The sequence below is a fragment of the Arthrobacter sp. 10N44_2 genome (assembly GCF_056394385.1).
In genome coordinates this window covers 126718-149526 of record NZ_JBFTHT010000017.1, presented here as the reverse complement: position 1 = coordinate 149526, position 22809 = coordinate 126718, and the positions used below count along the sequence as shown (strand labels likewise).

Annotated in this window: 22 protein-coding genes; 11 read left to right on the top strand and 11 right to left on the bottom strand. The window is 65.5% G+C overall.

Translation table 11 applies throughout. The annotated features are described in order from the left end of the window. Positions 1 to 92: 92 nt before the first annotated feature. Positions 93 to 428 carry a carboxymuconolactone decarboxylase family protein gene (locus AC1DBX_RS16860; protein ID WP_476851136.1) on the top strand — a complete coding sequence of 112 codons (336 nt, stop codon included), beginning with the start codon at positions 93 to 95 and terminating at the stop codon, positions 426 to 428. 637 nt (positions 429 to 1065) lie between these two features. On the opposite strand, the gene AC1DBX_RS16855 is transcribed toward AC1DBX_RS16860, so the two are convergent. After that, positions 1066 to 1839, bottom strand: coding sequence for an ion transporter (locus AC1DBX_RS16855; protein ID WP_476932285.1), 774 nt, complete (start codon positions 1837 to 1839; stop codon positions 1066 to 1068). A gap of 433 nt (positions 1840 to 2272) precedes the next feature. On the opposite strand from AC1DBX_RS16855, the gene AC1DBX_RS16850 reads away from it, so the two are divergent. Further along, the gene (locus AC1DBX_RS16850; protein ID WP_476851138.1) at positions 2273 to 2962 is read left to right on the top strand and encodes an HAD family hydrolase; all 690 of its coding nucleotides are present in this window, start codon (positions 2273 to 2275) and stop codon (positions 2960 to 2962) included. 118 nt (positions 2963 to 3080) lie between these two features. On the opposite strand, the gene ppsA is transcribed toward AC1DBX_RS16850, so the two are convergent. Beyond that, the gene (gene ppsA, locus AC1DBX_RS16845; RefSeq protein WP_476858701.1) at positions 3081 to 5498 is read right to left on the bottom strand and encodes a phosphoenolpyruvate synthase; all 2418 of its coding nucleotides are present in this window, start codon (positions 5496 to 5498) and stop codon (positions 3081 to 3083) included. A gap of 151 nt (positions 5499 to 5649) precedes the next feature. Further along, positions 5650 to 6468, bottom strand: a complete 819-nt coding sequence (locus AC1DBX_RS16840) for a pyruvate, water dikinase regulatory protein (protein WP_476871978.1) — start codon at positions 6466 to 6468, stop codon at positions 5650 to 5652. A gap of 123 nt (positions 6469 to 6591) precedes the next feature. Between AC1DBX_RS16840 and AC1DBX_RS16835 the strand changes: the two genes are divergently transcribed. Beyond that, positions 6592 to 6930: a hypothetical protein gene (locus tag AC1DBX_RS16835; RefSeq protein ID WP_476857366.1), complete on the top strand. Its 339-nt coding sequence runs from the start codon at positions 6592 to 6594 to the stop codon at positions 6928 to 6930. A 31-nt stretch (positions 6931 to 6961) separates the two neighbouring features. Here the strand turns inward: AC1DBX_RS16835 and AC1DBX_RS16830 are convergent, their stop codons facing one another. Both AC1DBX_RS16830 and AC1DBX_RS16825 read right to left on the bottom strand, forming a co-directional pair. Next, a complete protein-coding gene (locus AC1DBX_RS16830) occupies positions 6962 to 7285 on the bottom strand; it encodes a hypothetical protein (RefSeq protein ID WP_476851141.1) in 324 nt (107 codons plus the stop codon). Between the two features lie 12 nt (positions 7286 to 7297). Further along, positions 7298 to 8761: a protein adenylyltransferase SelO gene (locus AC1DBX_RS16825; protein WP_476932284.1), complete on the bottom strand. Its 1464-nt coding sequence runs from the start codon at positions 8759 to 8761 to the stop codon at positions 7298 to 7300. Between the two features lie 104 nt (positions 8762 to 8865). Between AC1DBX_RS16825 and AC1DBX_RS16820 the strand changes: the two genes are divergently transcribed. Beyond that, complete coding sequence (locus AC1DBX_RS16820; protein WP_476932283.1) at positions 8866 to 9450, top strand: HhH-GPD-type base excision DNA repair protein; 585 nt, start codon at positions 8866 to 8868, stop codon at positions 9448 to 9450. A gap of 15 nt (positions 9451 to 9465) precedes the next feature. Here AC1DBX_RS16820 and AC1DBX_RS16815 read toward each other — a convergent pair whose 3' ends face one another. Then, positions 9466 to 10509, bottom strand: coding sequence for a Gfo/Idh/MocA family protein (locus tag AC1DBX_RS16815; RefSeq protein ID WP_476932282.1), 1044 nt, complete (start codon positions 10507 to 10509; stop codon positions 9466 to 9468). 356 nt (positions 10510 to 10865) lie between these two features. On the opposite strand from AC1DBX_RS16815, the gene AC1DBX_RS16810 reads away from it, so the two are divergent. From AC1DBX_RS16810 to AC1DBX_RS16800, 3 genes are all read left to right on the top strand, one after another. Beyond that, positions 10866 to 12314 (top strand): sugar porter family MFS transporter, encoded by a 1449-nt coding sequence (locus AC1DBX_RS16810; RefSeq protein WP_476932281.1) that lies wholly within the window; start codon positions 10866 to 10868, stop codon positions 12312 to 12314. A 117-nt stretch (positions 12315 to 12431) separates the two neighbouring features. Next, on the top strand, positions 12432 to 13505 hold the full coding sequence (locus AC1DBX_RS16805; protein ID WP_476932280.1) for a LacI family DNA-binding transcriptional regulator: 1074 nt from the start codon (positions 12432 to 12434) through the stop codon (positions 13503 to 13505). Between the two features lie 95 nt (positions 13506 to 13600). Further along, positions 13601 to 14062 carry a hypothetical protein gene (locus AC1DBX_RS16800; protein WP_476932279.1) on the top strand — a complete coding sequence of 154 codons (462 nt, stop codon included), beginning with the start codon at positions 13601 to 13603 and terminating at the stop codon, positions 14060 to 14062. Positions 14063 to 14093: 31 nt separating this feature from the next. Here the strand turns inward: AC1DBX_RS16800 and AC1DBX_RS16795 are convergent, their stop codons facing one another. Further along, positions 14094 to 14486, bottom strand: coding sequence for a VOC family protein (locus tag AC1DBX_RS16795; RefSeq protein ID WP_476932278.1), 393 nt, complete (start codon positions 14484 to 14486; stop codon positions 14094 to 14096). 48 nt (positions 14487 to 14534) lie between these two features. Here AC1DBX_RS16795 and ligD point away from each other — a divergent pair, with 48 nt between their 5' ends. The 4 genes from ligD to AC1DBX_RS16775 all read left to right on the top strand — a co-directional run bounded on the left by ligD (position 14535) and on the right by AC1DBX_RS16775 (position 18824). After that, positions 14535 to 15779, top strand: coding sequence for a non-homologous end-joining DNA ligase (gene ligD, locus AC1DBX_RS16790; RefSeq protein WP_476932277.1), 1245 nt, complete (start codon positions 14535 to 14537; stop codon positions 15777 to 15779). Between the two features lie 444 nt (positions 15780 to 16223). Continuing rightward, positions 16224 to 17036: an MBL fold metallo-hydrolase gene (locus AC1DBX_RS16785; RefSeq protein ID WP_476858711.1), complete on the top strand. Its 813-nt coding sequence runs from the start codon at positions 16224 to 16226 to the stop codon at positions 17034 to 17036. Between the two features lie 151 nt (positions 17037 to 17187). Continuing rightward, positions 17188 to 18213: an NADPH:quinone reductase gene (locus tag AC1DBX_RS16780; RefSeq protein WP_476932276.1), complete on the top strand. Its 1026-nt coding sequence runs from the start codon at positions 17188 to 17190 to the stop codon at positions 18211 to 18213. A 62-nt stretch (positions 18214 to 18275) separates the two neighbouring features. Beyond that, on the top strand, positions 18276 to 18824 hold the full coding sequence (locus AC1DBX_RS16775; RefSeq protein ID WP_476932275.1) for a TOPRIM nucleotidyl transferase/hydrolase domain-containing protein: 549 nt from the start codon (positions 18276 to 18278) through the stop codon (positions 18822 to 18824). Between the two features lie 53 nt (positions 18825 to 18877). On the opposite strand, the gene AC1DBX_RS16770 is transcribed toward AC1DBX_RS16775, so the two are convergent. The 4 genes from AC1DBX_RS16770 to AC1DBX_RS16755 are packed head-to-tail and all read right to left on the bottom strand — an operon-like array spanning position 18878 to position 22806. Next, positions 18878 to 20395: an aldehyde dehydrogenase family protein gene (locus AC1DBX_RS16770; RefSeq protein ID WP_476932274.1), complete on the bottom strand. Its 1518-nt coding sequence runs from the start codon at positions 20393 to 20395 to the stop codon at positions 18878 to 18880. Beyond that, the gene (locus AC1DBX_RS16765; protein WP_476851153.1) at positions 20392 to 21129 is read right to left on the bottom strand and encodes an HD domain-containing protein; all 738 of its coding nucleotides are present in this window, start codon (positions 21127 to 21129) and stop codon (positions 20392 to 20394) included. Before AC1DBX_RS16765 ends, AC1DBX_RS16770 begins: the two co-directional genes overlap by 4 nt. A gap of 40 nt (positions 21130 to 21169) precedes the next feature. After that, a complete protein-coding gene (locus tag AC1DBX_RS16760; protein WP_476851154.1) occupies positions 21170 to 22483 on the bottom strand; it encodes an NAD(P)/FAD-dependent oxidoreductase in 1314 nt (437 codons plus the stop codon). 2 nt (positions 22484 to 22485) lie between these two features. Beyond that, on the bottom strand, positions 22486 to 22806 hold the full coding sequence (locus AC1DBX_RS16755) for a 2Fe-2S iron-sulfur cluster-binding protein (RefSeq protein WP_476851155.1): 321 nt from the start codon (positions 22804 to 22806) through the stop codon (positions 22486 to 22488). Positions 22807 to 22809 lie beyond the last annotated feature (3 nt).

The window sequence follows — 22809 nt, the reverse complement described above, 5'->3', positions numbered from 1 at the left end:
CTTTCGAGGGTTACGTTGATGTCGAGTCGCAGCGACCGGCCCCGGTCGCGCCACTCGCCATACAATCACCGCAACCAGATGGAGACATGGCCATGGCCGAAGAAGAAACCCCGATCCTGGACGCCCTCGCCGACCTCACCGCCGTATCGGTTGAACGCTCGACGCTTGATCCTCGCGAGTTAATGCTGGCCCGGATCGCTGCCCTCGCCGCCGTCGACGCCCCGGCCGCGTCCTACTTTTTCAATGCCAGTACCGCGATGGATGTCGGCATCACCAGTGAGGACATCCAGGGCATCCTGATCGCTGTTGCCCCGATCGTCGGCACCCCCCGGATCGTGGCGGCAACCGGCAACCTAGCCAGCGCCCTGGGCTTCGCCCTCGAATTGACCGAGGCTATGGCCGAGGCAGAAGCGGAAGCCGAGGGCTAATCCCGTCCGGACCACGGCGCCGTGGCGCGCGGGCTCGTGGGAGGGGAACCTGCACGGGCGGCATATCGCCTTCGGGCTACGCCGGAATGATCCTCGTCCCGGTCTGTGCAGACGACGTCGTGGGGTCCGGTGCTGATGACGTTCTCCCCTCCGGTCCACGCATTCCGGCTCAATGTGGCAGGGGACGCGTAGATTTGCCCCGGGTGGTTATGACCGGTTTGGATCGCACGGAAAGGCGGTTATTTCTGGCCCCACCTCGTGACTCGCCGGCACCCTGGTGGATGGAGCCGAGAGTGGAGTTGTTCGCGCGGATCCGAAGCGATGCCCGGGCATGTCGGTTCGTGGCCTTGCGGCCCTCCGCAGGGTTCACTGGAGTCGTGTCGGCCGATCAGGACGAAGCGGCTTCGATGAACTTCTCGTCTCCCACGTTCACGGCCTTGACACCGGACGCTGTCTCCGGACGGTGTGGGGCAGGACCGACCCGTCAAAGGCAAGCGGCCTTTCGCACCCGGACCGGGGCGCTGGCCAAACCGGTAGCGAAGGTCCGACTCTTGCCCCGGCAGGCACACACGGGCAGTGCCAAAAGTCATTGGTTCGGCGAAGAACCCTGGCAGGCAGCCGGGCCGGGGAGGCCCAGCTAGGTTGGCTCGGTGAGCAGCTTTCTGATCTCGGTGAGCTTGGCTTCGGACTCTTCGAGGCGCAGGCGGAGTCCTTCGACCGTCGCGCTGGTGTTGGCCGCATCGACGGGCGGTGCGGGTTCCTTCTTCCGGGGAGCCAGGAAGAAGTTGGCCAGGTAGCCGGTGAAGGTGCCGAAGATGCCGACACCGACGACGATGATGCCCGCACCGAGAATACGGCCGGCACCGGTGACCGGATACTGGTCACCGTATCCCACTGTCGAGATCGTGACGATCGTGTACCAGATGGCGTCCGAGGCCGTCGTGATATTGGCCCCCGGCGCATACTGCTCGATGCGGAGCATCGTGAGGCTTCCGAATTCCAGTACGAAAATGCCCATGAGCAGCAGGATGTACAGGGAGCTGCCGGCCCGGTCTTTGCTCAGTGCACGGCCGATTGTCCGGATGCCGACGTCGCGGAGCAGGCGGTACACCCGGATCAGCCGGAAGATGCGCAGGAACTTGAGTTGCGCGAAGGGCATGCTGGCCAGCAGGTCGGCCCAGCCGAAGTGCCTGAAGAAATAGGCGCCCGCCGATGGCGCGGTGAGGATCCGGTAGAGGAAGTCGGCGAGGAAGATCACGCTGAAAAGGGCGTTCATCACCTCGAGCACGGTGTCGAGCGACTGCTCCCGCGCGGCATACACGAGCACGAGATTGACGATCGACAGGAGCGAAAGGATTCCGATGAAGATCTCATATCCGATGCTCTTCAGTTCACTGCGTTCCCTGGTCATGTGAGGATTCTGGCACGAAAGCACTCAAGTACCCGACACTTTTTGCCCTTCTCTGACCGGACCGCAGTGCCGCTGTTCAACAGCCTGGCGCGCAAGTACCCGGCCTGGGGCCTCGCCGGGATCGAGGCAGGCGCATGGTCTAAATGTCGTTAGCCACTCCCCCACGGCGACGACCGCTGCATGCACGCCGCCACGAAAATTCCCCTGCATTAAGTAGTCTTACTATGCAAGCTTCCAGCAGAGTCGAGGAGGTTAAAGTGGCCGGACATTTGGAGTTGGAGCACTCGCTGCAGAGTGGTGGCGGCGTTCTGATCGTGGACGCTGAGAAGTCTTTGACAGGTACTTCGGACGCCGGTCTGGAAAGATCCGTTATGGGCCGAGCCGTTGCCTGGTCAGGCACATGCGGCCGCCCTCAACCAAAGGTGGGGTAGCAATGGTGCCAGGTTCAAAATCCGAAAAGAAACGCGGGGTCCTTTTCGACGTCGACGGGACCTTGATTGACTCCAGCTATTTCCATGCCCTTGCCTGGTGGCAGGCGTTCCGGCGGGAGGGGCTGGACATCCAGATCTCGGCTATCCACCGCTGCGTCGGCATGGGCGGCGACAAGCTCATCGAACACTTGGTCCCCGGGTGCACCACGGACATGCAGGAAGACCTCAAATCCGCGCACGGCGCCGTGTTCTCCACGTTTTGGCCTTCCCTGCGCCCCTTCGACTCTGCCCGGGACCTCCTGGCCGCATGCTCCGGCGCCGGGCTGGCCGTGGGTTTGGCATCATCAGCGCAGGAGCGCGACCTGGACGTCGCCCGGCGCCTCCTGGACGCCGGCACGTCCATCGATGCGTGGACCAGTTCCAACGACGCCGACGAGAGCAAGCCCGCTCCCGACATTCTGCTGGCGTGCCTGGACAAGCTTGAGCTCAGCCCGGCGGACGTCGTGTTTGTTGGCGACGCCGTCTGGGACGTGCTGGCCGCCGCGGCAATCGGAGTTCCCGCCATTGCCCTGACCTGCGGCGGAATCAGCGAAGCCGAGCTGCGGGAGGCCGGTGCCGCCGAAGTTTACGACAATCCGCGGCACCTGTTGGAGAACCTTGAAAGCAGCGCGATTGGAAAGCTGAGCGCCTGAGGCCTTCCGCCCGTGCGGCTTCCAACGCCGGAACGGCCGCCCAGGCAGCACGGTCTGGAATTCTCAGTCCGTGCTGCCCGGCGGGTGTCCGGCCTGTCTTACTTGGACGCCGCGGCTGTCAGTTCGCCCCGGCCCCGACGCCTGCCTCGACGGCCGGGCCGGCTGTGGCGCCGGCAAGGCGCAGCCAGGTGTCCACCACGGTGTCGGGGTTCAAGGAGACCGAATCGATGCCTTCCTCGACCAGCCACTCGGCGAAGTCCGCGTGATCGCTCGGACCCTGGCCGCAGATGCCGACATATTTGCCGCGCGCCTTGCAGGCCGCGATGGCCATGCTCAGGAGCTTTTTGACGGCCGGATCGCGTTCATCGAAGCCGCCCGAGACAATCGCGGAGTCCCGGTCCAGGCCCAGGGCCAGCTGGGTCATGTCGTTGGAGCCGATGGAGAACCCGTCAAAGTAGTCCAGGAACTCATCGGCGAGCAGCGCGTTGGATGGGATCTCGCACATCATGATCACCTCGAGGCCGTTCTCGCCGCGGGTGAGGCCGTTCTCCCCCAGCAGTTCAATAACGCCGCGGGCCTCGTCCAGGGTCCGTACGAACGGGATCATCAGCTTGACGTTGGTCAGGCCCATCTCGTTGCGGACAAAGGACAGGGCCTCACACTCGAGGTCGAAGCAGTCCCGGAAGGACGGCTCGAGGTAGCGTGAGGCGCCGCGGAAGCCGATCATCGGGTTCTCTTCGTGCGGCTCGTAGGCGGGCCCGCCGATCAGGTTGGCGTACTCGTTGGACTTAAAGTCGGACATGCGCACAATCACGGGTTCCGGCGCGAACGCCGCCGCGATGGTGGACACGCCCTCGGCCAGGCGCTTGATGTAGTAGTCGCGCGGGCTCTCGTACGCGGCGATGCGCTCACGGATTTCCGCGGCGACGTCCGCCGGCTGCTCGTCGAGGTTCAGCAGTGCCTTGGGGTGGATGCCGATCTGGCGGTTGATGATGAATTCGAGCCGGGCCAGGCCCACTCCGTGGTTGGGCAGTTGCGCGAACGTGAAAGCCTGCTCCGGGGTGCCGACGTTCATCATGACCTTGACGGGGGCCTCGGGCAGCTGGGTGATCTCGGTTTCCTCGACGCTGAAGTCCAGGAGCCCTTCGTAGATCACGCCGGTTTCACCGTCGGCGCAGGACACGGTCACGTCGAGGCCGTCGGAGAGGGCATCGGTGGCGTCCCCGGTGCCGACGACGGCGGGAATCCCCAGTTCCCGGGCAATGATGGCCGCGTGGCACGTGCGCCCGCCGCGGTTGGTCACGATGGCGGAGGCACGCTTCATGATCGGTTCCCAGTCCGGGTCGGTCATGTCGGCGACGAGGACATCACCGGTTTTGAAGGCGGCCATCTGGTCGATCGCGGTGAGGATGCGGACGCTGCCCGCGCCGATGCGCTGGCCAATGGCGCGGCCCTCGACCAGCACCCGGCCGGTCCCGTTGAGCCGGAACCGGCTCAGGCTGCCGGAGGCCCGGCGGGACTGCACGGTCTCCGGGCGCGCCTGCAGGATGTACAGGCCGCCGTCGATCCCGTCCTTGCCCCATTCGATGTCCATGGGGCGGCCATAGTGGTTCTCGATGGCGACGGCGTGCCGGGCGAGCTGCTCGACGTCGTCGTCAGTGAGGCTGAAGCGGTTCCGCAGGGACGCCTCGACCGGCACGAAGTCGATGGTGCGGCCGATTTCGCGGCTGCTCGTGTAGGTCATCTGCAGGGCCTTCTCGCCCAGTCCGCGCTTGAGGATTGCGGGCCGGCCGGCCTGCAGCGCGGGCTTGTAGACGTAGAACTCGTCGGGGTTGACGGCGCCCTGGACGACAGCCTCGCCGAGGCCGTAGGAGGACGTGACGAACACGGCGTCCTGGAACCCGGACTCCGTGTCCATGGTGAACATGACGCCGGAGGCGCCGACGTCGGAGCGCACCATGCGCTGGATGCCGGCCGAGAGCGCCACCTCGGCGTGCTCGAACTTGTGGTGCACCCGGTAGGCGATCGCCCGGTCGTTGTAGAGGGACGCGAACACGTCCTTGATGGCGAGCAGGATGTTCTCGATGCCGCGGACGTTCAGGAAGGTTTCCTGCTGCCCGGCGAAGGAGGCATCAGGGAGGTCTTCCGCCGTGGCGCTGGAACGGACGGCCCAGGACAGGTCCTCAGAGCCGCCGTGCTTGTCCACCAGCTGCTGGTAGGAGTTCCGGATCTGCGCTTCGAAGTCAGGCAGGAAGGGCGTTTCGCGCATGAGGGCCCGGATCTCCTGCCCGGCGGCTGCCAGGGCGGTGACGTCATCGGTGTCCAGGCCGACAAGCCGGTCGGCGATCTTCTGGTCAAGGCCCGAATCCGCCAGGAAGTTGCGGTAGGCATCCGCGGTGGTGGCGAAGCCGTCGGGAACCTGGACGCCGGCGGAGGTCAGGTTCTGCACCATCTCACCGAGGGAGGCGTTCTTCCCGCCCACCCGGTCCAGGTCCTTGAGTCCGAGTTCTGAGAACCACAGGATGTCTGTCGTCATAGTTACTGCTCCTTTGCAGATGATGGCATGCAAGTGCGCCGCCCCGCTTGCGGCGATGGCCGGTTGATGGGCGCAAGTCCTGTCCACAGTGACAGGTCTCCAGCGCACTTTCCACATGACGTGCGCCACACTAAGTTTGTGAAACTTTTCTCTAATGCTTGAGGTTCATCCGCTGCAGGATGGTTGCCGCCATTTCCTCGACGGACACCGTGGCCGAATTCAGGTACGGAATCCTATGGGAGACGTACAGCTGTTCGGCGCTGCGCAGCTCGAAGCCGCACTGCCGCAGCGACGCGTAGGGTGAACCCCGGCGCCGTTCGGTGCGGATCTGGCTCAGGCGCAGGGGGTTGGAGGAGAGCCCGAAACACTTCTCAACGAAAGGCCTCAGCGGCTTGGGGAGCCCTTCGCGTTCAAAGTCTTCGTCCACCAGCGGGAAGTTGGCGGCGAAAATGCCGTGCTGCAGGGCCAAGTACATGGTGGTGGGCGTTTTTCCGCAGCGGGACGGCGCCACCAGGATGACTTGGGCCTTTTCGAGCGCCCGCAGGCTTTGGCCGTCGTCGTGTTCCATGGCGTATTCGACGGCGGCCATCCGGGATTGATACCGCTCCGCATTGCCCAGGCCATGGGCCCTGCCGGGTTCGCCGCTGGCCGGCGAACCCAGGGCCCGCTCCAGCTGTCCGACATGTGTCCCGATGAGATCCACGATGATTCCCTGGCACGTACCCAGGACCTGGCGGATATCGCTGCTTACCGCGGTGGAAAAGACGATCGGCTGCAGGCCAGTGGCGGCCAGTTTGTCGATAGTGCCGACCACCGTCCTGGCCTGTTCGACCGTGGTGATGAAGGGGACCGTGATGCGGTCAAAGTGGTTCGCGGGGAACTGCGTCAGCAAAGTGTTGCCGAGCGTTTCCGCGGTGATGCCGGTGCTGTCCGAAAGGAAGTAGACAGGCCGAAGATCGTCTTTGGTCATGAACGCATTCTCCCCCACGCCGGGACCGGTCCGGTATCGGGCAGCCGGCGGGTCCCTACCCCGCCTCCGGTCCCGGACGTAGACTGCTCGCTTACAACGCCACCAGCTATTCGGGAGATCGACATGAACTATGCAGGGACCGGGAACGAGAAGGCCGTCACGGCAAGTGACCTTAACCGGACACATGTCGGACTGACCGTGAGCTTCCAGCCGGACGAATTTACCGTGGTCTTCGGCCGGATTGGCGCCATTGCGCGCAAAGAGGGTGGTGTGACCATCGCGCTGGCAGGGGTGGACGGTGCGGGTGGCCTGGCGTCCCATTACAGCCTGCCTCCCGCCCAACAGGTCTACGTCCAGCCGGACATGCTCACCAATACGGAGACGACCATCAAGGATTTGTTCGGCAAGGTGCAGGAGAATCTGCGGAGCCACAAGGGAGATCAGCGGCCGGACACCGTGTAGGGCGTCACTGACCCCTGACACGGTCACAGTGCTACGTGTTGAGGTCCCAGTGGACACGGATCGCTTCGGCAACCGGTCCGGCGGTGACATCAATCCGGAAAGCAACGGGCGCGGTCCCAGTCTCTTCGATGACAGCGTCATGGTAAACGCGGCCGCAAGAGGAGCACAAGGTGTAGAGATCCTCGTCCTCAGGCCAGGTAGCCAGCCCCGCGGGCACGGGAACGTTTCCGCCAATGTGAACGGGCATGCCCTGTGAGTTGGCCTGAATCAATCCCTCGCTGCTGACGGTATTGCCGCATACGCAGGTGATGGTGGTGACGTCATGATCAATGACCTCGGCGAATTCGGTATCCATGATCAGTTCCCCTCAGGTTCCGCAGAAGGTCCGGTACGGGCCAAAGCTTTCCGGGGCGGCAGCGGCGTAGCGCTCGAGGCCGGACCGCTCGTCGAAAGGCGAGGCGACTGCGTCCAGCAGCCGTGCCAGCGGATCCAGGTTTCCGACGGTAGCGGCCGCCAGGGCCTCCTCCACCAGGTGGTTCCGCGGGATGTAGACCGGGTTGACCCGGTCCATGGCGTCAGCATCCGGTGCCAAGGCACGCCATCGCCCCACCCAGGCATCGAAAGCTGCCGTGTCCTGAGCCTGGCCCCGGGCGGCTTCGGCACGGCCGCGGGCGGCATTGCCGAGGTGCCGGAAAAACGAGGTGTAGTCGGCCCGTGACTCCTGCATTAAAGCCACAAGTTCGTCCACGAGAGGCGAGGCCACGTCGTCGTCGAGCCCGTCACGGAACCCCAGCTTGGCCTTCATGCCTGCCGACCAGGCGTCACTGTACTGCCGGCGGAACTCGCCGAGTGCTCCCACCGCGAGCTCGACCGCCTGCTCCTCGTCGTCGTGGAGCAGGGGCAGAAGCGACTCCGCGAGCCGGGCAAGATTCCACTCCGCCACCACCGGCTGGTTGCGGTAGGCGTAGCGCCCGCTCTCGTCGATCGAACTGTAGACGGCGGCCGGGTCGAAGCCTTCCATGAAGGCACACGGCCCGTAGTCGATCGTTTCGCCCGAAATCGTCATGTTGTCGGTGTTCATGACCCCGTGAACGAATCCGACGAGCATCCACTGGGCCACCAGCGAAGCCTGGGCGGATATGACCCCTTGGAAGAGTGCGAGATATCGGTTCCCGGCCTTCGCGGCGGCGGGGTGGTGACGGGTCAGGGCGTAGTCGGCGAGGCGGCGAAGGAGGCCGATGTCGCCCGTAGACCGGGCGTACTGGAAGCTGCCGACGCGCAGGTGGCTGCTGGCTATCCGGGTCAGAATGGCGCCGGGCAGGGGCGTCTCGCGCTGCACCGAACGTCCCGTCGCGACGACGGCGAGGGACCGGGTCGTGGGGATGTGCAGCGCGTGCATCGACTCGCTCACGATGTATTCGCGCAGCATGGGACCGACCACCGCCTGGCCGTCCCCGTTGCGGGCAAACGGCGTGCGTCCTGATCCCTTGAGGTGGACGTCGCGGAGCTGCCCGTCCGCGTGCCCGATCTCGCCCAGCAGGAGTGCGCGCCCGTCGCCGAGCCGGGGCGCGTACCAGCCAAACTGGTGGCCGGCGTAGGCCTGCGCCACCGGACTGGCATGGGCAGGGACGGCGTTGCCGGTCAACAGACGCAGACCCTCCGGACTCCGGAGGAAGGCCGGATCGAGGCCCAGCTCAGCGCCGAGGTGCTCGTTGAGCACCAAGAGGTGCGGCTCGGGCGCCTCCTCCGCGCGCCAGGGAATGGCCATCTCCTGGAACTCCCGGGCGAAGCGGCCATCAAATGTGACGGTTGAATGCGCTGTGCCACTCATCTTTCAAGGATACCGGCCACAGCGTCAGCAATGCCGCTGGTCGCGGCGGAGCAGATTCGGGCCGGTGCCATGACGTGGCGCGGAGCTGGTGGCAGGATGGGCGCATGGAACTGCACATCACGGGCGACGCCGCCGCCGACCAACTGCTCAGCAATGACGCGTTCGCACTCCTTGTGGGCATGCTGCTTGACCAGCAGGTGACCATGGAGTCTGCGTTTGCCGGACCCGAAAAGATCCGGACGCGCATCGGGTCCATGGCCCCTGCCGCAATCGCCGAATACGACCCTGCCGGCTTCGTTGAGATCTTCAAGGAGCGTCCATCCATCCACCGCTTCCCCAGCTCCATGGCCGGCCGCGTCCAGGACCTCGCTGCGACCGTCCAAGGCGATTGGAATGGGGACGCAACTGCCATCTGGAACCAGGACGACCCGGACGGTGAGGAAGTGCTGCGCAGGTTGAAGGGCTTGCCCGGCTTCGGAGAGCAAAAGGCCAGGATCTTCCTTGCACTGCTAGGCAAGCAGTGCGGCCTGCAGGCGCCAGGCTGGCGTGAGGCCGCCGGCCCCTATGGCCAGGAGAGCGCATTTCTTTCTGTCGCCGACATCGTGGACCCCGAGTCGCTGAAAAGAGTGCGCGCCAGCAAGCAGGCCGCCAAGGCCGCCATCAAAGCCGCGAAGGCATCCGAGCGCTGATACGGAGGTCCGGGATCAGAGGCTTCCAACGGCTTCGCCGGGGAACACGATTCCGAGCTGGTTCCTGATGGCGTCGGCGACGGCCATGGTCCGGATGGATTCGGCGAGCGGCCGCTGGGGAACCTCCAGCCGCCCTGCCGCAATGGCGCGGGCGACGGCGGCAGCCTCGAAGTGCAGGCCCTCGAAGTGTGCTCCGGCCGGCTCCTCGTAGGTGAGCCGGGTACCGTCCGGGAAGTGGACGCTGAACTTGCCTGGCATGTTGAAGGGCCCGTCAATTGACAGTGAAGCCTCGGTGCCCACAATGGTGGCGGACGTCGGCGTGAAGTTGTGCAATTGGGTGTTCATCATGGCCTGGCGTCCGCCGGCAAAGGACATGACGGCCGAAAGCTGGGCATTGACTCCGGATTCGTGCGGTTCACCGAGCGCCAGCAGGCGGTCCGGTTCGCCCAGGACGGACGTGATGAGCGAGAGCGGATAGGTCCCCAGGTCCAGCAACGGGCCGCCCGCCAGAGCCGGGTCAAAGATCCGGTGGCTGGGGTCAAAGTGCTCACCGTATTCGGCGAAGACCGTAGTAAGGACCCCGAGCATTCCGGAGTCGAGCACTTGCCGGATGACGTCGAACTTGGGCAGGAAAAATGTCCACATGGCTTCGGCGGCGAACAGGCCGGCGTCGGCGGCCCGGCTGGCGATGCCGGCCGCCTGCGCGCGGTTGATGCCTATCGGCTTTTCGACCAGAACGTGCTTGCCGGCGTCGAGCGCCATGAGGGCGGCCTCGTAGTGGAAGTTGTGCGGCGTGGCCACGTAGACGATGTCGACGTCGGCGGCCGCCAGCTCCTCATAGCTGCCGAAGGCAGCGGGGATGCCGTGCCGTCCAGCAAAGGCTTCGGAACGGTCCAGCGAGCGGGACCCGATTGCGGCGATAATCTGCGAGGTGTGCGCGTGGACGGATTCCGTAAAGCGTTCCGCGATCCAGCCGGGACCCATAATGCCCCAGCGGAGCGGTGGTGCGCCTCGGGAATCCGGGACCCGGGACACCGGGAGTGAGGAGTTCCCGCTCATGTGCCGGCCTCCCTGGTGTTGACATCGATTCGCATGAGACTCATCGCCCTTTCCCTGACTTTGTCCTGACATAGTAACAAGCCGTTTCATCCGGGAAAAGCCCCTGAAGAAATAGCCGCTCCACCCCGGCGCCACCTACTAGTTTTCCGGCATCCTCCTCGCCGCCCCGCCCGCGGACTTGCCCCTGACCGCCCGCCTCCAGGATGCGCGTCGATACTTTGAGCGTATGTCCAGACAAACTCTTGACTGTCACGTTAGAGCGCTCTAACGTTGAAGGTGCGTGATCCAGCACACTCCCGGGAACGCTCCCAATTCAAAGTCCGCCCTCCAGGTCGGCCGAATCGAGGAAGTCAACAATGTCGTTGCACATAGAAAGCTCGCCCGCATCGGGCTCAAAACACCGCGGGTATCTCGCCCGTCTCACTGTCATCTCCACACTCGGCGGACTCCTGTTCGGCTACGACACCGGCGTGATCTCCGGTGCGTTGCTCTACATGCAGGACTCCCTGAGCATGAGCCCGGTCGAAGAGGCCACCGTCGTCAGCGCACTGCTCTTCCCTGGTGCCGCGGTGGGCGCACTGAGCGGCGGCAGGCTCGCCGATAGGCTTGGGCGGCGCGGCACGCTGCTCGTCTGTGCGCTGCTCTTCCTCCTCGGCGCGATAGGCTGCGCCATCGCACCGACCGTCGGGTTCATGGTGGTGGCCCGCGTCATCCTCGGCCTTGGCGTCGGCGCCGCCGCCGTAACGTGCCCCCTTTACCTGGCAGAAATGGCGCCCGCACATCTGCGCGGGCGCATGGTCACCATCAACGAACTGATGATCGTTACCGGACAGATGCTTGCTTTTGCCATCAACGCACTCCTCGACGCCGTCATCCACGACGCGGAGGTCTGGCGCATCATGCTTGGCATTGCCTCCATCCCCGCCATCGCACTCCTGATCGGCATGCTCGCCCTGCCCGAATCGCCGCGCTGGTTCGCTATCCGCGACAGGCTCGACGACAGCCGCCGCATCCTCAACCTCAGTCGCAGCCCGGAGGAAGCCGATTTCGAGTACAAAGAAATCGTTGAGTCCGCGAATACGGCCCGGAACGAGCGCTCCAGCGCCTGGCGCGATCTGAAGAACAATCCCTGGATGCGCCGGCTCCTCTGGGTCGGCATCGGGCTCGCCGCAGCCCAGCAGGCAACGGGCATCAATACCGTGAACTACTACGCCCCCACCATCCTCGAGCGCAGCGGCCTCGGCGTGAGCGCATCGCTCGTGGCGACCATCGCCGTCGGTGTGACGTCGGTGTTGATGACCGTCCTGGGCATCTGGCTGCTGGGCTTCGTCGGGCGCCGCCGCATGCTGGTCATCGGCTTCTCCGGGGTCGTGGCTTCGCAGGCACTCCTCGCCGTCGTCTTCACGCTCCCCCAATCGGACCTCGTCAGTTACACCATTTTGGCGGCGATGATGCTGTTCGTGGCCTTCGTGCAGTGCTTCATCGGCACGTGCGTGTGGCTGTTGCTCTCCGAGATTTTCCCGTTGGCCATCCGTGGCTTCGCGATGGGCATTGCGGTGTTCGCCCTCTGGACCGTGAACGCGGCGATCTCCTTCCTGTTCCCGATCCTCGTCGTGGCCCTGGGCTCAACCGGCACGTTCACCCTGTTCGTGCTGGTGAACATTGTTTCCCTGATCTTCGTGGCGAAATTCGTGCCGGAGACAAAGGGACAGTCGCTGGAAGAGCTGGAGGTGCAATTCCGCACCGGAGGCATACCAATCATCGTGCCTCCCACGGTACCGGGCGAGAAGGCGGTGTCTCTCTGAGAATCGAACGTCCGCAGCCTTTGCCGCCGAGGCCTCCCCCACGGGACAGACAGGCGGCCGGCGTAAGGCAGCAGTGGAACCGGTGCGGTTGCCCATGGGGCGGAGGCCGGAACCGCTGTGTTTCCCGCGATACGCTTGCCGGCAGGAGGCCATTTGTCCAGGAGCGAACTGAAACGGCATGGAGCGGCCAAACGCGCCACCATTGAGGATGTGGCGCGCGAAGCCGGCGTATCTCGCGCACTCGTATCCCTGGTGCTGAGGGGTTCACCAAAGGTGAGTGAACAAAAGAGGGAAGCTGTTGCCATCGCCATAGCCGCACTCGACTACCGGCCCAGCAATGCGGCCCGCTCGCTCGCCAGCGGACGGACGCAAACTGTAGGAGTGCTGCTGGACGACCTCTCCAATCCCTGGTTCGTGGAGCTGCTAGACGGCATGCAGAACATCTTCCGGGAGCAGAACCTCCGGATGGTCCTCGGCGATCCCCGCTATCTGGCCCGCCCAGGGGAAAGCCCGGTGTCCGCCTTCATGGAATTGCGCGTCGACGGCCTCGTCATCGCCGGAGACTTCAACGCCGATGAAGACCTCACCCGCGCCACACTGCTCACGCCAGCCGTCGTCGCCGGCACCCGCGCCTTCGACCTCCCGGCAGCGGACCGCGTCACCAACGACGACGCCGCCGGCGCCCGGATGGCCGTCGAGCACCTGATTGGTCTCGGCCACAGCGACATTGCCTTCCTCACCGCTCCCACCGGCTCTGCTACCGTGCGGGCCGACGCCTACCGGGACACCATGACCCGCCACGGCTTGCAAAACTACATCCGAGTGATAGCAACGGATTTGAGCGAACATTCCGGCTTTGAGGCAATGAGCCGCCTTATCGACAGCGGACTGCCCCCCTCAGCGGTCTTTGCCGCCAACGACATCCTCGCCGTCGGTGCGCTCTCGGCCGCGGACGAGCACGGCATCAGCGTGCCGGCACAACTCTCACTGGTCGGATACGACAACACGTATCTCGCCGGGATCCGCCACGTCTCCCTGACCACCGTCGACCCAGTCAGCCGGGACGTAGGCATCCGCGCTGCGGAGTTTCTCCTTGCCCGCATCGCCGACCCCTCCCTGCCGCCACGTACCGAAGTGCTGGCCCCGCGCCTCGTCGTTCGAAGCACCACCGCTCCCGCCGCCCACACCTGACACCCCCGGCCACCCAAGGCGGGCGGCCGGCGGCCGCTACCCTCTGTCGTGGTGCAGTGGCCCTGACTAGACTTGAATTGCGCCGGATTAGACGCATGGATTCGTCTCTGGAGGGCAGGATCATGACAGACCGCAGCGACTCCGAATTGCCCGCGGATCAGACGCCCGCGGAAATGAAACCAGAAGATAAGGAGCTCCGGGGCCGGTACGTCAAAGGGACCTATGGCAAGGCGGGCGTGCAGAGAGGCCGGCACGCCGAGGACGAGGAAGGTCAATACGTCCAAGGTGACTACGGTGCGGCCGGCAAGGAGGGCGGCCTGCCCGAACCCTTGGGAGACCGAGCCAAGGAATCCGGGCGCTACGTAGCAGCCGACTACGGCGGCGCTGGTACGGCTCCGGGACGCACGGCCGGGTCGGAAATCGGCCAGTACACCGAAGGTGACTACGGTGAGGAAGGTACTGTAGATCCGCTGCGCAAGGCCGGAACAGGTACGCCTGGCGAAAAGCCGCCGGCCGCGGGCAAGCCCTTCGACACCGGCACCCCGGAGGGCACCTAAAAGCGCCGGCCCGGGGGCAGGCAAGGACGTATCACGAGGCGATTCCGGGCTGGTAGGTGCCGGCGCTCCATTCCTGTCCTTGGGGATCGAGCACCCGGCAGCGCCGGGCGCCCCATTGGGTGGCTTCGGGCTCGATCACTGAGGTTCCGCCCGCGGCGAGGGCCTTCTGATGAAAGGCGTCGACGTCGTCGACCAGGAGATACAGTCCCTGGCCGGTTGACTGACCGATAAGTGGCGGCCGCTGGTAGGCGGCATCGCTACTTGCCACCATTAGCACCGCCTCCCCCATGGAAATCTCGGCGTGCAGCACTGTCCCTGCGGGGCCGTCCTGCCGCTGAATAACGCCAAATCCCACCGCCTGGAGCCAGTCCAGGGCTGCGGGGGCGTCACTGTAGCTGAGATAGGCGAATAACTTGGCGTCCATGCCGGAATGCTATTCCCAAGCGCAGCCGTCCGGAACTAGCGTGGCGGAATGAACTCGTCGAAGACCTCCGCCGAGATCCTCAACATAGCCGGCAACGAGGTTCGCATCTCGAGTCCGGACAAGGTGGTGTTCCCCGAACCCGGGCTGACCAAGCTCGACCTGGTCCGCTACTACCTCGCCGTCGCCGACGGTGCACTGCGGGGCGCAGGCGGCCGGCCCATGGTGCTCAAGCGCTTCCCGAAGGGAATCGGCGCTGAGCCGTTCTTTCAGAAGCGCGTGCCTGAAAACCACCCCGACTATATCGACACGGCAACGCTGCACTACGCGTCAGGAACATCAGCCGAAGAGGCCGTCATCCGGGATGCTGCGGGCTTGGCGTGGGTCGTGAATCTTGGATGCCTGGACCTCAACCCGCACCCCGTGCGTGCCGAGGACCTCGAGCACCCGGACGAGCTCCGGGTCGACCTCGACCCGATGCCGGGGGTCGACTGGGCGCAGATCGTCGATGTCGCCTATGTCGCGCGGGAGGTGCTCGACGACGTCGGACTGGTGGGGTGGCCGAAGACGAGCGGTTCGCGGGGACTTCACATCCTCGTGCGCATCGCGCCTCAGTGGTCGTACCGCGACGTGCGGCTCGCCGCCGAGACCCTCGCCCGCGAGGTCGAGAACCGCGCTCCGGGCCTCGCCACCGCGCGGTGGTGGAAGGAGGAGCGGGGCGAGAGTGTGTTCGTCGACTTCAACCAGAACGCCAAGGACCGCACCGTGGCATCGGCGTACTCGATCCGGCCCCTGCCCGACGCCCGGGTCTCGACTCCGCTCACGTGGGACGAGGTTACCTCCACCCGGCCGGAACAATTCACGGTGCCAACGGTGCTTGAGCGCTTCGCGGCGATGGGCGACCCCCACGCCGGGATCGACGACGCGGCAGGGACACTCGACAGGCTCATCAGTCTGGCTGCCGGGCTCGGCCCCGCCGAGAAGCCGCCGCGCGGCGGCGACGGCTTGGGCCGCCGGCAATCGGTAATGCCGCTCATCGAGGTGGCACGGACCAAGACCAAGCCCGAGGCGCTCGCGGCGCTCGAGGAATGGAAGACCCGGCATGCGGACCTCTTATCAGCCCTGCACCCCGCAGACGTCCTCGTCGACGGAATGCGGGGATCGAGTTCGCTCTGGTACCGGGTCCGGGTGAACCTGCAACACGTCCCGGAAAATGAGCGTCCGCCGCAGGAGGAGCTCATCGCCGACTACGACCCCTGGGCGGGCAAAGAGTGGCCGGGGCGCCCTGGATCCTGACCGCCGGATCCTGACCACCGGATCCTGACGCCACGGGACGGGCTCAGGCGTCTTGAGGCTTGCTCGATTCCAAGCTTTCCGCAAGGGGGTTCAGGCAAGATTCGGTCCGAGAGTATCCCAATTGATTGCGGGGTGGTTGTTATGGATGAGAAACCGAGACGGAAACTCTCTGCCCTATTTTGGGTGGTTTCCGTTACCGTTCTGGGAGCACTTGGGGCATTGGGCTGGTATGCGGTGAACGTCATAGCCGCCCTGTTGTCCCCGTCGGTGCGTTGAATACGCCTCGACGCTGCTGACACCCAATTCGACGCACACTCGGATTGCGGGATCCATTTTGCGTCTGCCATCGCGGCCGGTTGATAGCAGCCTCGGCTTCCCGACGACGCAGGGCACGCTTACGGTGGGCAAGAGGAGCAGGACACAAGGCATTCGAAGGGACCCACCATGCTGATCTGCGCAACCTGCGCCGTGGAACGCGACGAACCTGCCCCGGACGTTTGCCCGATCTGCACCGACGAGCGGCAGTATGTACCCGAGGACGGACAAAAGTGGCTCACACTGGACGGGCTGGCGCAGGAGGACCAGCGAACGGTGTTGACGGAGAACGAGCCGGGCCTTGTCGGGATCCGGACAGAGCCAAAAGTCGGGATCGGCCAGACCGCCCAGCTTGTGGCGACACACGAGGGTTCGCTGTTGTGGGATCCGGTCGGATATGTCGACGACGGCGCTGCGAAGGCAGTGCTCGAGCGGGGCCCGGTCCTGGCGATCGCCGCCAGCCATCCACACATGTTCGGTGTGCAGGTCGAATGGTCGCATCGGCTCGGCGGCGTCCCCGTACTTGTGGCGGATGCAGACCGGCGATGGCTGGGGCGCAATGATCCGCTCATTAAATACTGGTCCGGCAGAAAACCTATCGCCGAAGGGTTGACCCTGCACCAGACCGGGGGCCATTTCCCGGGCAGCGCAGTGGTGCACTGGGCTGCAGGCGCCGGCGGCAAAGGAGTTTTGCTGACCGGTGACAGCGTGTATCCGAATCCAGACCGTCGCTCCATCGCCTTCATGCGCAGCTACCCTAACCACGTGCCGCTATCCGGCGCGGTGGCGGTGCGAATCGCCGCGCAGCTGGGAGAGCTCAACTTCGACCGGATCTACGGCAACTTCAACAATGTCATCGCGTCCGGCGCCAAGGCCGTTCTGCACGATTCCGCCCAACGGCACGCTGCTTGGGCGCGCGGCGACTTCGACCATTTGACCTGATCCGCCCATTTCCCCTTTTGCGTTAGCGTGGGATCAAGCGCCTCAATTGACGTCAGAGGTATCCGAGCCATCATGGCGACCAGGAGAACCCCCAGGTTCTCACGGCGCTCTCATCCCTTCCCCCTATGGAATCCGAAGAAGCGGAGTAACAGTGAAGGCCATCGTGTACGAAAAGACAGGGCCATCGTCCGTGATGACCCTCCAGGACAGGCCACTGCCGGTACCCGGACCGGGCCAGGTCAGAGTCCGGGTGGTGGTCTCCGGGGTCAATCCCACCGACTGGAAGTCCCGGGCCGCCGGCGGGAGCGGAAGCAGGCTGGAGGCACCAAAAGTGCCGAACCAGGATGGTGCCGGCGTTATCGACGAGCTTGGATCCGGCGTGCCGGGGCTGTCCGTCGGCGATCGTGTTTGGCTCTGGGACGTCGCCTGGGGCGGCACCGAGGGCACAGCCCAGGAGTACGTGGTGGTGCCGGCCGCGCAGGCCGTTGCCCTTCCAGAGATGGAGTCCTTCGACACGGGCGCATCCCTGGGGATCCCGGCACTGACGGCACATCGTGCACTGACCTCCAGCCAGGACGGCCCGGCCAGGCTTTCGCCGGGCGCCCTGGAAGGGCGGGTGGTGCTGGTCACCGGTGGCGCGGGTGCGGTCGGGCATGCGGCCATTCAGCTCGCCCGCTGGGCCGGGGCAACCGTCATCGCGACCGTGAGCGGGGAGCGGAAAGGTGAACTTGCCCGCCGGGCCGGCGCGCACAATGTGATCAACTACCGCACTGCCGACGTCCCACAGGCCGTGCGCGAGGCAGCCCCTGGAGGCGTTGATACGATCGTCGACGTCAATGCTCCGGCGAACATCGGCAATAACCTCAAGGTGGTGAAGCCGGGCGGAACCATTTCCATTTATGCTGCCAACCCCGGCGAATCCTTGGCCATTCCCATTCGCGAGAGCATGGGCAAGAACGTCCAATTCCAGTTCATCCTCACGTACACCGTGACGGAGCAGCAGAAGGCGGCGGCCGTCGCCGCCGTCGCCGATGCGCTGAAAGCGGGGGCATTGCGGGTCGGCGATGAGCACGGACTGCCCCTCACCCGCTTTCGACTCGAGGAAACCGCGGCAGCGCACGACGCCGTAGAACAAGGCTTCGTCGGGAAGGTCCTGGTCGACGTGTCCGCGGCCTGACCACCTTCTGCGTGTCCGGCGAGGAGCCCGCGACCAGACAATGCGTTCGGCATACTGGTTCCATGCAGGCGACGACGGTGTTGGTCGAGGGTGAGAGTGACCGGCTTGCGGTTGAGGCGCTGGCCTTCCGCCGTGGCCATGACCTGGCAGCCTTGCGGGTGTCGGTCGTGCCGATGGGAGGCGCGACCAGCATCGTCCACTTCCTCGACCGCTACGGACCGAATGGCGCAGGCCACCGGTTGTCGGGCCTGTGTGATGCAGGCGAATCCCGTGGCATCGCCCGCGCGCTCGGCCGGGCAGGTATCGGGCCCGGTTCGCTGGCCGAGCTTGGGTTCCACGTCTGTCACGCCGATCTGGAGGACGAACTCATCCGCTGCCTGGGGATCGATGCCGTGCTCAAAGTCATCGCCGCTCAAGGCGAGCTCGCGTCGTTCCGGCTCCTCCAACGCCAGCCGTCACTGCGGGAGCGGCCAATAACGGCGCAGTTGCGCCGGTTCTTCGGTGGACGCAGCGGCAACAAGGTCCGATACGCGCCACTGCTGGTCGACGCCTTGCCGGCCGGACAGGCGCCTCCGCCGCTCGCCCGCCTCGTTGCATCATTCCCGCTGTGATCCTGCCGCCCAAAGGATCGAATGCCTTCACCGTGTCGCGGGCATTCCGCTATCTACGTGCGGCGGTGGATGGACTTGTAGCTCAGGTACGCGTTCAGGCCTTCAATCCCGTACTCGGTGCCAAGGCCGGAATCGTGCCGGCCGCCAAAGGGGGCTGCATGGTTGGAGGCGAAGAAGTTGATGCCCACGGAGCCCGTGTCCATCCGGTCGGCCGCGTTCAGAGCAGCCGCCGCGTCCTGCCCGAACACCAGACCGCCGAGCCCGAACTCGGTGTTGTTCGCCAGCGCGACAGCCTCGTCAACACGGCCATCGGCGTCGTCGTATCTTAGGATGCACAGGACCGGGCCGAAGATTTCCTCTCGGGAGATCCGCATCTCCGGGGTGACGTCGGCGAAGACTGTGGGCTCCACGAAATAGCCGCCCTCAAGGCCACCGCCTAACGACGCCGCTCGCCCCCCGGTGGTGACCCGCGCGCCGTCGGCCACGCCCGACTCCACGTACTCCAGCACGGTCCGGTACTGGGACTCCGTTGCGCAAGGGCCGAACACAGTGTCCGCGTCGAGCGGATCACCCTGCTTTCCGGCCGCAATCGTGGCCGTGACCATCTCCACCACTGCGTCATAACGGCTCGCGGGCGCCAGGATCCGGGTCGAGATGTAGCAGGTCTGGCCGGTGTTTCGCATCGACGACCGGATCAGCACCTTGGACATCGCGTCCAGATCCGCATCAGGGAGCACAATGGCGCTGGACTTCCCGCCCAGCTCCAGCGTGACCGGACGCAGCAGTTCCCCGCAGGCCGCGGCAATTTTCCGGCCCACCGGCGTCGATCCCGTGAACGCCACCTTATCGACGCCCGGGTGCTTCACCAGCTGATCCCCCAGCCGGCCGGAGCCGGTTACCAGGTTGACCACGCCCGCCGGAACCCCGGCCGCGGCGACGGCCTCGACAATCACCCGGATGGACAGCGGCGTGGGCGACGCCGGCTTGATCACCACGGTGCAGCCTGCCAGCAGAGCCGGCGCCAGTTTAATGACCACCAGGTTGATGGGGAAGTTCCACGGCGCGATCAGCGCGCAGACACCCAACGGGTCGCGCCGCACTACTGACTCGCCGCCGCCGCGCGGGAAGGGGCGGACATCCTCATGCTCAAGGTACGCGGCGAGGGTGGCGAAGTACCGGAAGATACCGGCCGCGTTGGCTGCCGCCCCGGCGGATTCGGACACCGGTGAGCCGTTTTCCCGCGAGTTCGTCAGGGCAAGCTCCTGAGCCCGGTTCTCCACCTCCTCAGCGATCCGGAGAAGGTAGCTGGCGCGCTCAGACGGGGTAAGCCGGGGCCACTCGCCCTGAAAGGCACGCTGGGCAGAGCCGACGGCGGCGTCCAGGTCTTCCGGCGTTCCGTCCGGCACCGAGCCCCACACTTCGTCCGTAGCGGGGTCGGTCACCGGGTTGCGGCCGGTGCCCCGCGAAGGCTGCCACGCGCCGTCGACAAAAATCGTATCCACATGCGTATGCGGCAGGGACAGCTCCGTCCGGGCTACCAGGGCAGGAGCATCATGCGTGGCGGAGGTCATCGGATCACCGCCGTCTTAAGAAGGGCGTTGGATCGGTTTAGGTCCGCGGCGGCCATATCGTGGGCGGCCTGGGTGATGAGTTCGGGCACGATCTCGGTGGCCAGCCTGTCGGTGTACGTGGCCGGGTCCATGGCGAACCACGAGGAGGCGAGGGCGATGCCGGCGCGGTCGAAGCGCCATAGCCTGTCGGCATCGCGCATCAGGGCGTCTTCCAGGGACCGGGCCACCGGCCGGGTGTCGTGGCCGTCGATGATCTCGCAGACGCGCTCAATGAATTCAGTGGAGTATCCCAGGGCCGGGAGCACCCGGCGGGCCACGTCGCAGCCCTGCTGCTCGTGTTCGTAGCGGATGGCGGCCTTCCGCCAGTCACCGGTGAAGCCCTCGGATATGATGCGGGATTCATCAACGTGGGCCCAGCCAGTGTCGTGCAGCACGGTGGCCACGCGCACCAGTTCAGCGTCGGCGCCGGGATAGGCCCGGCACAGCCGTTCGGCGTAGGCCAAGGAAATCGGCAAGTGGATGTCGTTTCCGCGCGTCCGCGTCTCATGGACCACGGCCCTCCACAGCGCGTCGAGTTCCTGAACGGCAGCCGGGGTATTGCAGATCGCGGTGGTGTCTACCGGACCAGCCGCGGGAACAGGCCGGACGCTGTACTCCGCGGCAAAGGCCTGGGCCGGCACGTCCACCGGTTCAGCGGCGGGGCTGGCTGCGACCGGAGTCTTGGGGGTGCTCATAATGCTCCTTCGGGTGGGCCGGCGTACTGTCTGAGTGCAGTTAGCTGTCCGTGGTGATGGTCTTGAGTTGCGTGGCGGGGTCCGCCGCGGCGTCGGCAGGGATGTTCTGGCCCTTTGCCAGTGCGTTCTTGACGGCCATGAAGTCCAGCGGGGCGTTGACGCAGTCCGCGGCGATGACCTGGCCCTGGCGGTAGTACAGGACGCTGAACTTCCCGCGGTCCTCGTCCCGCCGGAGTACCGTCTGGTCGTAGCCGTTGCACAGTCCGGCGATCTGCAACTTGAGGTCCGCCTGATTGGACCAGAACCACGGGATCCCGGCGTATTCCTCGCGCCGCCCGGTCAGCGAGTAGGCGGCCACCTTCGCGTGTTCGATGGCGTTGTTGACGCTTTCCAGCCGGATCCGCTCCCCCGGCTCCGACCCTGGCACCGGGTTGGGCATGTTGGCGCAGTCGCCGATCGCCACCGTTGTGCCGTCCGAGGCCAGCGCGAAGCGGTCAACCACAATCCCGTTGTCCACCGTCAGCCCGAGCTGTTCGGCCAGCTGTGTGTTGGGAATGACGCCGATCCCCACGAGCACAATCTGCGCGGAGAGCTCTGTGCCGTCCTGGAGTTCGACGCCGGCGACCGCGCTACCGCCCTCGCTGGCTGTGAAGCGCTTGGCGCTGGTGTTGAGCCGGATGTCCAGGCCGCGGGAACGGTGCGCCTGCAGGAAGTACCCGGCCGTCTCATCTCCCACGGCCCGGCCGACGAGCCTCGGACCGAATTCCAGAACCGTGACGTTCTTGCCCATCTTCCGCAGGCTGGACGCGGCCTCCAGTCCGATGAATCCGCCGCCGATCACCACCACATCCGTGGCATCCCCCACCCGCGCCTTGAGTGCCAGCGCGTCGTCGGCGTTGCGGAGGTACAGCACGCCGTCGAGGTTCCCGCCCTCAATCTCCAGCTTGCGGGCCCGGGCGCCGACCGTGAGCGCCAGCCGCTTGAAAGGGAACTGTTTTCCGGCGGAAGAATGCGCGACCCCGGAGCCGTCGGGTTCCTTGTCGATCCGGACGATGTATTCGCCCTTGACCAGGGCCACGTTGTGTCCGGCCCAGTAATCGTTGGAGCGGAAGATCAGTGATTCGCTCTCTACCGTGCCCTGCAGGAACTCCTTGGACAGGGCCGGGCGCTGGTAGGGTCGGTGGTCCTCGTCGCCGAGCAGGGTGATGTGTTCGTCGAAGCCGAGTGCCCGCAGCGATACAGCAAGCTGGACCCCGGACTGGCTGGCGCCGATGATCAGGAGCCCCGTGCGCGTTGGAGTGTTTTGCTCCGCGACGAGGGCGTCAGTTGCCTGCTCCACTGCTTCCGCGCCCACGGCTACACCTGGGTTTCCGGGGTGGTGACGAACAGCTCCACCGTGTCCGTGAGCCGGAGCTGGCAGGACAGCCGCGAGTTGTCCTCACGGTCGACGGCGGTGCCGTAGAGCATTTCGTCTTCCATGTCCTCCATCGGCGGAAGCTGCGAAAGGCAGTCCTCGCGGACGAAGACATGGCAGGTAGCGCAGGACAATGAGCCGCCGCATTCGGCGACGATCCCGGGGACGCCGTTGCGGACGGCCGTTTCCATGACTGAATCGCCGGGGTTTCCCTGGACGTCGCGGACAGCGCCCCCGGCGTCGGTGAAATGAACCGTTGGCATGTG